General features: G+C 69.0%; 9 protein-coding genes and 1 pseudogene. 7 read left to right on the top strand and 3 right to left on the bottom strand.

From position 1 onward, the window contains the following. A pseudogene (locus tag IEW07_RS17980) lies at positions 1-212 on the top strand (hypothetical protein); the annotation flags it as partial. Positions 213-227: 15 nt separating this feature from the next. Here the strand turns inward: IEW07_RS17980 and IEW07_RS17975 are convergent. The 3 genes from IEW07_RS17975 to IEW07_RS17965 are packed head-to-tail and all read right to left on the bottom strand — an operon-like array spanning position 228 to position 1,845. Then, positions 228-1,001: an alpha/beta fold hydrolase gene (locus tag IEW07_RS17975; RefSeq protein WP_188539766.1), complete on the bottom strand. Its 774-nt coding sequence runs from the start codon at positions 999-1,001 to the stop codon at positions 228-230. Beyond that, the gene (locus IEW07_RS17970; protein ID WP_188539764.1) at positions 998-1,507 is read right to left on the bottom strand and encodes an SRPBCC family protein; all 510 of its coding nucleotides are present in this window, start codon (positions 1,505-1,507) and stop codon (positions 998-1,000) included. Before IEW07_RS17970 ends, IEW07_RS17975 begins: the two co-directional genes overlap by 4 nt. Beyond that, positions 1,504-1,845, bottom strand: coding sequence for an ArsR/SmtB family transcription factor (locus IEW07_RS17965; protein ID WP_188539762.1), 342 nt, complete (start codon positions 1,843-1,845; stop codon positions 1,504-1,506). The genes IEW07_RS17970 and IEW07_RS17965 overlap by 4 nt, the downstream gene beginning before the upstream one ends. Before the next feature lie 213 nt (positions 1,846-2,058). On the opposite strand from IEW07_RS17965, the gene IEW07_RS17960 reads away from it, so the two are divergent. The 6 genes from IEW07_RS17960 (at position 2,059) to IEW07_RS17935 (ending at position 9,269) form a co-directional block, all read left to right on the top strand. Next, positions 2,059-3,147 carry an NAD(P)-dependent alcohol dehydrogenase gene (locus tag IEW07_RS17960; protein WP_188539760.1) on the top strand — a complete coding sequence of 363 codons (1,089 nt, stop codon included), beginning with the start codon at positions 2,059-2,061 and terminating at the stop codon, positions 3,145-3,147. Positions 3,148-3,870: 723 nt separating this feature from the next. After that, entirely contained in the window at positions 3,871-4,386 is a 516-nt protein-coding gene (locus tag IEW07_RS17955; RefSeq protein ID WP_188539758.1) for a tripartite tricarboxylate transporter TctB family protein, read from the top strand. A 15-nt stretch (positions 4,387-4,401) separates the two neighbouring features. Beyond that, positions 4,402-5,997, top strand: a complete 1,596-nt coding sequence (locus IEW07_RS17950; RefSeq protein WP_188539756.1) for a tripartite tricarboxylate transporter permease — start codon at positions 4,402-4,404, stop codon at positions 5,995-5,997. A gap of 63 nt (positions 5,998-6,060) precedes the next feature. Beyond that, entirely contained in the window at positions 6,061-6,450 is a 390-nt protein-coding gene (locus tag IEW07_RS17945) for a universal stress protein (protein ID WP_188539754.1), read from the top strand. Positions 6,451-6,679: 229 nt separating this feature from the next. After that, positions 6,680-7,606 (top strand): 5-dehydro-4-deoxyglucarate dehydratase, encoded by a 927-nt coding sequence (gene kdgD, locus IEW07_RS17940; protein WP_188539752.1) that lies wholly within the window; start codon positions 6,680-6,682, stop codon positions 7,604-7,606. A 31-nt stretch (positions 7,607-7,637) separates the two neighbouring features. Then, positions 7,638-9,269 (top strand): aldehyde dehydrogenase (NADP(+)), encoded by a 1,632-nt coding sequence (locus IEW07_RS17935; RefSeq protein ID WP_229741951.1) that lies wholly within the window; start codon positions 7,638-7,640, stop codon positions 9,267-9,269. Positions 9,270-9,509: the final 240 nt, after the last annotated feature.

The following is a 9,509-nucleotide window of genomic DNA, read 5'->3' as shown; positions in this document are numbered from 1 at the left end:
GACGGGTTGCCGCTGGCGGTGGCGTTTCCACCGGGGCCGACCGGCAGGACTCCATGGTCGTGGAACGGCCGATCTCCTGGTTGCTGGCCTTCCGCCGCCTGGCCCTCCGCTACGACCGCAGAGCTACCACCATCACTGCTGTGGCGACCCTGGCGATTACCGTCATCTGCGCTCGGCGACCGCTCCGGAAGGACTACAGAAACCATCTCTGACGGTGTTGAAGTCGGTCAGGGCAGTGTGAGGAATTCGGTGATCACGGGGCCCGCCGTCTGAGGGTTGATGTCGTGGGTCTGGCCTTCCAGGACACGCAACGTGCCGTCGGGAAGGCGGCCGGCCAGGGTTGCGGCCGCGTCGGCGAGGGCGGGCGGGCTGTGGGATCCGGTGATCACGAGGGTGGGTGCGGCCACGCGCTGGGGCAGGGCGGGGTCGGTGGCGAGGATGAGGGATTCGTATTCGAGGGTGGGGGCGATCTTCTCCAGTGCGGGCCAGTACGGTGCTTGACGGATCTGAGCGACGGTCTCTGGAGGGATGCCGACGGCTCGGGTCTGGAAGAGCTCGACGGCCTTGCCCGGGCTGCCCTGGTCCAGGGCAGCGCGGATGTCGGTGGCCAGCTGGTCGAAGTACTCCGGGGCCCTGCCCGCCAGCGGGAAGGGCGGGTCGTACAGCGCCAGCTTGGTGATGGGCAGGCCCTTGGCGGCGGCGAGCATGGCCAGCACGGCACCGGAAGAGTAGCCGAGCACCGCGGCACTTCCTCCGGCGACCTCGATCATCGCGGCCAGGTCCTCGACCTCGCGCTCCACGGCGTAGGGCGCGGTGTCGCCGCTGTCCCCGCGACCGCGCCGGTCGTAGTTGATGACGGTGAAGTGGGCGGCGAGGTGGACGGCCAGGGCATGGCCGGCCGTGCGGTCGTTGAAAGCCCCGAGCACCAACACCAGCGCTGGACCTGATCCGGTGCGGTCGAAGCCGATCGGGGTTCCATCTGCGGACGTCACGGTGGTCATTCGGTCCTGCCTGAGGGTGTGGGGTCGCCGGTGGGTGCGGTGAGGGTGTGGGCGTAGGCGGTGAACCGGTCCAGGGAGCTGCCGAAGCCGGCCTGGGCGCCGGGGGCCATGGCCGGTGGGGGGACGTGGGTCTGGTGAATGTGGACCTGGGTGCGGTTCTCGCCCAGGTCGGTGAGCACGGTGGTGGTGACCATCCCGGTGTCCAGGTCGGTCCAGACCAGCCGGTGGGGTGCGGTGACCTCGTCGAAGACGGCGCGCATCCGGTACCGGGTGCCGTCGGTGTCGTTGACCATCGTGGTCTGGAACGCCCCGCCGGGGCGGGGGTCGACCACGATGGTCTCGATCGGGGTGCTCATCCCGGTGGGGCCCCAGAAGTGGGTGAGGTGCTGGGGGTCGGTCAGGCAGCGGTAGACGAGAGCGATGGGGGCCTGGAGCACACGGGAGAACTCGAGCTCTCCGGCAGGCGTTGCGACCTTGCCGGTGCGGGGTCCGGGGTCGCCGGTCATGGCCGGACCTGGTCGGGGTGCTGGAGCTCGCGCAGGTGGGCGTCGAGATTGTCGAAGCGCTCGGCCCAGGCGCGGCGGTTCTCCTCGATCCAGGACTCGGCGGTGGCCAGGGCGGCCCCTTCCAGGTGGCAGGGCCGGTACTGGGCCCGCCGGGTGCGGGAGATCAGCCCGCAGCGCTCCAGGACCTTCAGGTGTTTGGACACCGCCGGCAGCGTGATGGCGAACGGCTCGGCCAGCTCGTTGACCGTGGCATCGCCGCGGGCGAGTCGGGCGATGATCGCCCGGCGCGTGGGGTCGGCCAGGGCCAGGAACGTGGCATCTAGTTGCGCAGTGCTCATACAGCTACTGTACCGATCGGCTAAATAACCTACAAGGAAAATATGAAGGGTTGCCGCGGGAGGACTGTTGACATCCTCTCTTTGCCCCTGTCATGACCTGCGGATTCGGGAAGTCGCGGACATGTCATCGAACGTGAGACGGTGCAGGGAGACGTGGGCGTCACGGTGTGTAGCCTGCCCCGTGCTGGTCCAACACTTAAGGAGGAATCCCCCATGAAGGTCACCGCCGCTGTCGTACGCGAGACGGGCGCACCGCTGTCCGTCGAGGAGCTCGAGCTGGCCGAGCTGCAGCCCGACGAAGTGCGGGTGCGGATGGTGGCCACCGGCATCTGCCACACCGATGCCACCGCCCGCGACGGGGCCTACCCCATCCAGTGGCCCGCAGTGCTCGGCCACGAGGGCGCCGGAGTCGTGGACGAGGTCGGGTCGGCGGTGACGGGTGTGGCTGCCGGCGATCACGTGGTGATGGCCCCGGCCTCCTGCGGCCACTGCAAGCAGTGCCGCCGCGGCGAAATGGCCTACTGCGTCCACTACATCGACATCAACCTGAGTGGGCGCCGCACCGCGCTCTCGTCCGGCGGGGCTTCGGTGGGATCGCACTTCTTCGGCCAGTCGTCCTTCTCGGCCTACGCCAACGTCCTGGAGCGTGGGGTGGTCAAGGTCGACCCCGAGGTGCCGCTGGAGATCCTCGCCCCGCTGGGCTGCGGGCTGCAGACCGGGGCCGGGGCGGTGCTCAACGACCTGCGCCCCGAGGCCGCCTCCTCCCTGGCGGTGATCGGCACCGGGGCGGTGGGCTCGGCGGCGATCATGGCCGCCAAGATCGCCGGGTGCACGACCGTGATCGCGGTGGATCTGCACGACAACCGCCTGGAGCTGGCCCGGGAACTGGGGGCGACCCACACCGTCAACTCCGCCAAGACAGACATGCTCGATGAGCTGAACCGCATCACCGGCGGAGAAGGGGTGGACTCCATCGTCGACACCACCTCGGTGCCGGCGGTGCTCAACCAGGCAGCCCGGGCCCTGGCCTTCCGCGGCACCCTCGTGGCGGTGGGCAACACGACCTTCGGCACCGAGGCCCCGTTCGAGATCGGGCAGTCCCAGGTCAAGGGCTGGACGTTCAAGATGAACGTCCAGGGCAGCTCGGTGTACCAGGTTTTCATCCCGAAGCTGATCGAGCTGTGGAAGCAGGGACGGTTCCCCTACGACAAGCTGGTCAAGACCTACCGCTTCGCCGACATCAATCAGGCGTTCGAGGACTCCGCCAACGGGACCACGATCAAACCGATCCTGCTCTTCTGAGCGGCCGCCCCCGACACAGGCCACCTGAGCGCAAGCGCTCGCCCGGCGGCCCGTCACACTCACAGTGTGGCGGGCCGTTCGTCGTCGCCCAGTAACGCACCCGTGCCCCACGGCGACCCTTGACGCACGCCATCAGCGACACCCCTGCAGGCCTCACCGCGTCCAGAAGTTCGGCGTCTCTGTATCGCGTCACCTCATCGACAACCGGATGCGCCAAGGGGGCCTGGTGATTACAGGGGAACAGAAGGCGAAGGGCTAGGACGGCAAGCCGGTGCGTAGGCGGGCGCTGCACTGAGGCGTGCAAACCCCCATCCGAGGCCTGTCGGCGGCCTCCTGGAGTTTCTACACCTCTGTCACGCTCGAGCGCTGTTACGTCGAAATCTTCGGAGCAATGCTTGCGCAAACGCAGATGCACCTTGGTACATTGGCATGACGGTATACCAAGTGATCTGAAACACACTGTGGTCCGCTTGGTCCGCCCGTTCGACACCTGGCAGTGACCGGCAAGGAGGACACGCCACGCAACCTTGGCGACACTCCCGCCCGTCCTCCTCAACCACGAGAGGAAGCAATGCCTACACATTCGCGGCTCCACCAACGACCAACGTCCGCCATCGCCTCACGCCGAGGGAGCGAGCGCTTTCTCATCCGTGGCGGCCTCGTCCAGGGACGCCATCCGTCCCGCACCGCCGGGCATAAACAGCCTGCCAACGGAGGACCGCAGTGAGCTCGCCCACCACCACCCGCGAAGTGGACGTGCGGGATCAGACGGTGGAGTTCGAGGTCGAGGAGCAGGCCGAGCGAGCCGGGATCACCACCGCCCGCCTGAGCGCCCTCGTCCCGCTGGTGCTGGGGGTGTTCGGCGTCTTCGTGTCCTTCGGGCTCGGCGTCGGCTCCCTCAGCGCCCCGGGAGCCGGGTTGTGGCCCCTGGTGATCTCCTTGTTCATGATCACCGCCTCGGCCACGGCGCTGCTGAAAGCCAAGCAGGACGACGACGTCGAGGCATTCGACCGCGGCATCCTCACCGTGGGCCTGAGTGTGGCAAGCCTGCTGGCCTACGCGAGCCTGCTGCCGCTGATCGGCTTCGAGATCCCCACCCTCCTGCTCCTGTTCTTCTGGATCAAGGTCCTGGGGAAGGAGGGCTGGCGCTCCGCCGTCACGGTGTCTGTCGTGGCCACCGCTGCGGTGTACGCGCTGTTCATCCTGCTGCTCTCCGTCCCTCTCCCGCACCTCTTCTAGGAAGCGACACCCGGAATGGACTTTCTCAACGACGCCCTCGGCGGCTTCGACGTGGTGCTGCAGCCGGCGAACCTGCTGTTCTGCCTGCTCGGGGTCACCCTGGGCATGCTTATCGGCGTCCTGCCAGGCCTGGGTCCGGCGGCGACGATCGCGATCCTGCTGCCGATCACCTACACGATGGAGCCGGCCAGCGCGATCATCCTGCTCGCCGGTATCTTCTACGGCGCCCAGTACGGCGGCACCATCACTTCGGTGCTGCTGCGGTTGCCCGGTGAGGCTTCCAGCGTGGTCACCGCCCTGGACGGCTACCAGATGGCCCGGCAGGGCCGGGCGGGGGCTGCCCTGGGCATCGCCGCGGTCGGTTCGTTCATCGGCGGCACCATCGCGATCGTCGGCCTGACCTTCCTGGCCCCGCTGGTGGCCTCCTTCGCCCTGGACTTCGGTCCGGCCGAATACTCGCTACTGGCGCTGCTGGGCATCCTGCTCGTGTCCTCACTGGGCAACGGTTCGGCGCGGAAGGCCGCGGTCGCCGCCACCATTGGTCTGCTGCTGGCCACGGTAGGGCGAGACCCGGTCACAGCCGTCGGCCGGTTCTCGTTCGGGTCAGACAACCTGGCCGACGGCATCGACTTCGTGATCATCGCCATGGGACTGTTCGGGGTCGGGGAGATCCTCTACAACATGGCCACCCCGCCCTCACCGTCCGGTGGCACTCCCCGCTTCAAGCGAGCCCTGCCCACCGGGGCGGACCTGAAGCAGTCCTCCGGAGCCATCGCCCGCGGGTCCGTCTCCGGGTTCTTCCTGGGCATCCTCCCCGGGGGCGGGGCCACCGTGGCCTCCCTGGTGGCCTACGCCACGGAGAAGAAACTGGCCAAGAAGCCGCAGCGCTTCGGCCGCGGCGCCATCGAGGGCGTGGCCGGACCGGAGACCGCCAACAACGCCGCCGCCACCAGCTCCTTTATCCCGCTGCTGACCCTGGGCATCCCGGCCAACGGCACCATGGCGATCATGTTCGGTGCGCTCATGCTGCAGGGCATCACCCCCGGGCCGAGCCTGATCAACGAGCACCCGGACGTGTTCTGGGGCGTGATCGACTCGATGTACATCGGCAACATCTTCCTGCTGCTGCTGTCGATCCCGCTGATCGGCATCTTCGTGCGCCTGCTCTCGGTCAAGGCCACCATCCTCAACCCGATCACGGTCCTGATCACCATGATCGGGGTCTACACCGTGCGCAACAGCGTCTTCGACATGTTCCTGGTCATCGTCTTCGGCGTGATCGGGTACCTCATGAAGAAGACCGGCTACCCGCCCGGACCCCTCGTGCTGGCCTTTGTTCTGGGCGGGCTGCTGGAGACCTCCTTCCGCCAGTCCATGCGCCTGTCCGATGGCAGCCTGGCGATCTTCGTCGCTAGCCCGATCGCCATCACTCTGACCATCGCCATCGTGCTGGCGATCGTCGCGGCTCCCGCCATGGCCTGGGCGTTGCGGCGCCAGCAGGCGAAGACCGCCGCCACCTTGAACGTCCGCCCGCAAGCACCCGAGCCGGCTCCAGAGTCCACCGGAGAACAGAACCCAGCGCAGGTCCCTGAGCCTGTCCGCCAGGACTGACCCCCGCACGGGCACACGTGGCCACCTCCGGAAACCACGACCGACGAAACGGAACCCCATCGCATGAGCATCATCCTCGGATACGTCCCCAATGAACGCGGCGAAGCCGCCTACGCCAAGGCCCTGTCCCTGGCCGCCGAGCTCGGGCAGGAGCTGGTCATCATGAACACCAGCGCCCGGCACTCCCACGTCGACCCGATGCTGGCCACGGAATCCACCCTCGACGACCTCGTACACCGTGCCACGGCAGCCGGAGTTCCCACCCGGGCCGAGCACAACACCGACATGGACGGGCCTGACGCCTTGATCGAAGCCTCACATGCCGCCGACGCGGACATGCTGGTCATCGGCATCCGCAAGCGCTCCCAAGTGGGCAAGTTGCTGCTGGGCAGCGACGCCCAGCGCATTCTGCTCGAAGCCTCCTGCCCAGTCGTGGCCGTCAAGGCCCACTAGCCCGAACCAGCAGGCCCAAGCCGGCGGCACCGCACCTTGTTCTGACGGCGCGCGATTCCCGGACCCAACGCACGCCGCGAAGCCCGACTGTGTTGCGGCGCTACCGCATGACAGCCAGGCCTCCATCGGCACTATCACTACCGCCTCTCACCGACGAGGGCGACCAGACATCTACTACCGGAGTACCAACACCCTGCCGCCCGGCGGCCTTGAACGAAGGATCTCCACCATGGCTCAGCACACCCCGCAGGAACTGGCGAACCGCCTCAAGGACGGTCTGCTCTCCTTCCCCGTCACCGCCTTCGACGCGGACCTGCTCTTCGACGAGACCGCCTACCGCAAGCACCTGGCGTGGCAGGCGAGCTTCCCCGTGGCGGGCCTGTTCGCCGCCGGTGGCACCGGCGAGGGGTTCTCGCTGACCCCCGAGGAGATCGCCACCGTGGTGCGCGTGGCGGTGGAGGAGGTCGGCTCCACGGTGCCCGTGCTGGCCCCGGCCGCCGGGAACACGGCCCAGGCCGTGCGCAACGCCCACGACGCCGAGGCCGGCGGTGCTGAGGGTCTGCTGGTCCTGCCGCCCTACCTCACCGAGGCCGACCAGGCCGGGCTTGAGGCCCACGTGGATGCGGTGTGCTCGGCCACCTCCCTGGGGGTGATTGTCTACAACCGGGCCAACGCGATCTACTCCGCCGACACCGTCGCCCGGCTGGCCGAGCGCCACGAGAACTTCATCGGCTTCAAGGACGGTGTGGGCAGCATCGAACACCTCACCAAGGTCTTCGCCAAGAACGGCGACCGGCTCTTCTACCTGGGCGGGCTGCCCACCGCCGAGACCTTCGCGCTGCCCCTGCTGCAGCTGGGGATGAGCACTTATTCCTCGGCCATGTACAACTTCGTCCCCGAGTTCGCCCTGGAGTTCTACCGCGACGTGCGCGCCCAGGACCGTGCGGCCGTCACTGACAAGCTCAACCGGTTCGTCCTGCCCTACATCGAGATCCGGGACCGGGTGAAGGGCTACGGGGTCTCGATCGTCAAGGGCGGCCTCCGGGCCGTCGGCCGCGACGCCGGGTCCGTGCGCCCCCCGCTCCAGGACCTCACCGAGCAGGACCTGGCCGACCTCAAGGCCCTCATCGACGCCCACGTCCTGCAGTCCGCCTGACGCCCCCGACCCAGCAGAGGAGTTCACGCCCATGAGCACCCAGACCATCACTCTCACTGGCCACTCGATCATCGCCGGCCGTGAGGTCGTCGGAACCGGCGGCACCACTCACGGGATCGACCCGTCCACCAACACCGAGCTGGAGCCGGCTTATTCGCTGGTCGATGAGACCCAGCTCGCCGAGGCGACCGCCGCCGCCGAGGAGGCCTTCGAGTCCTTCAGCGCCCTCCACCCCGAGACCCACGCGGCGTTCCTGGAGCGGGCCGCCGCCAACATCGAGGCCGTCGGCCCCGAGCTCGTGGCCCGCGCCTCGACCGAGACCGGACTGCCGCAGGCCCGGCTCAACGGCGAGCTCGCCCGCACCACCGGCCAGCTGCGGCTGTTCGCGTCCGTCGTGCGCCAGGGCGACCACCGGGGGGTGCGCCTCGAGCCGGCTCTGCCCGGGCGCGCCCCGCTGCCCCGCCCGGACCTCCGCCAGCGCAAGGTTCCCCTGGGCCCGGTGGCCGTGTTCGGGGCCAGTAACTTCCCGTTCGCGTTCTCCACCGCCGGCGGGGACACCGCCTCGGCCCTGGCCGCCGGATGCCCCGTGGTGTTCAAGGCCCACAACGCCCACCCGGGCACGGGCGAGATCGTGGGGCACGCCCTCACGGAGGCGGTGCGGGAGAGCGGCCTGCACCCTGGGGTGTTCTCGCTGGTCTACGGCCCCGGCGCGAGCATCGGCCAGGCCCTGGTGAAGGACCCGGCCATCAAGGCCGTCGGGTTCACCGGCTCCCGGGCCGCCGGCACGGCGCTGATGGCCACCGCCGCCGCGCGCCCCGAGCCCATCCCGGTCTACGCGGAGATGAGCTCCATCAACCCCGTCTTCGTCTTCGAGTCCGTCCTGCGCGGCAATGTCGACGAGTTCGCCCGCGCCTACGTCACCTCCCTCACCGGGTCCTCCGGGCAGCTGTGCACCAACCCTGGGTTGCTCTTCGTCCCCGCAGGGGAGGCCGGCGACGCCTTCCTGACCGCCGTGGGGCGCGCCCTGGCCGACGCCGAGGGCGCCACCATGCTCACTCCGGGCATCGCGGCCTCCTGCCGGGCCGGCATCGACGCGCTGCGGGACCAGCCCGGCGTCGACGTCGTGGCCCAGGGCCGGGAGGGCTCCACGGAGAACGCCCCGGCGCCCGTGGTGTTCGCCTCCGACGTCCCGACGTTCAGCACCAACCCCGTGCTGCAGGAGGAGATCTTCGGCGCGGCCTCCCTGGCCATCCGCTACGGCTCTGCCGCGGAGCTCGCGGACGCGGCCCGCCGCATGGAGGGCCAGCTGACCGCCAGCCTGTTCCTCACCGAGGCGGACCACGCCACCGCGGCCCCGCTGCTGCCGGTGCTCGAGCGCAAGGTCGGGCGGATCCTCGCCAACGGGTGGCCGACCGGGGTGGACGTGGGCGACGCCATGGTCCACGGCGGGCCGTTCCCCGCCACCTCCGACTCCCGGACCACCTCCGTCGGAACCCTGGCGATCGAGCGGTTTCTGCGCCCGGTGGCCTACCAGAACATCCCCGACGCCCTGCTGCCCGCCCCGGTGCAGGACGACAACCCGTGGCACCTCAACCGCCGGGTCGACGGCCGCCTCCAGCTGGCCGACGCCCAGGAGTTGGCCCAGGAAGGAGCCCACTCATGAGCAAGCAGGCTCTATCTGCTCCACCCATCGTGACTCCGAACGGAATCTTGGCCCACAGTGCCAGCCGCATCCTCGTCTCCGCACAGGAGCCGGCACCGGAAGGAGACCGCGCATGAGCGTCCAGCCCACGATCTCCCGGGTGGAGGTCGTGCCCGTCGCCGGGCACGACTCTGTGCTCCTGAACCTCTCCGGCGCCCACGGGCCCTTCTTCACCCGCAACGTCGTGATCGTGACCGACTC

The sequence above is a fragment of the Kocuria dechangensis genome, from assembly GCF_014636775.1.
GTDB lineage: Bacteria > Actinomycetota > Actinomycetes > Actinomycetales > Micrococcaceae > Kocuria > Kocuria dechangensis.
This window is presented reverse-complemented; position numbering and strand designations above follow the sequence as displayed.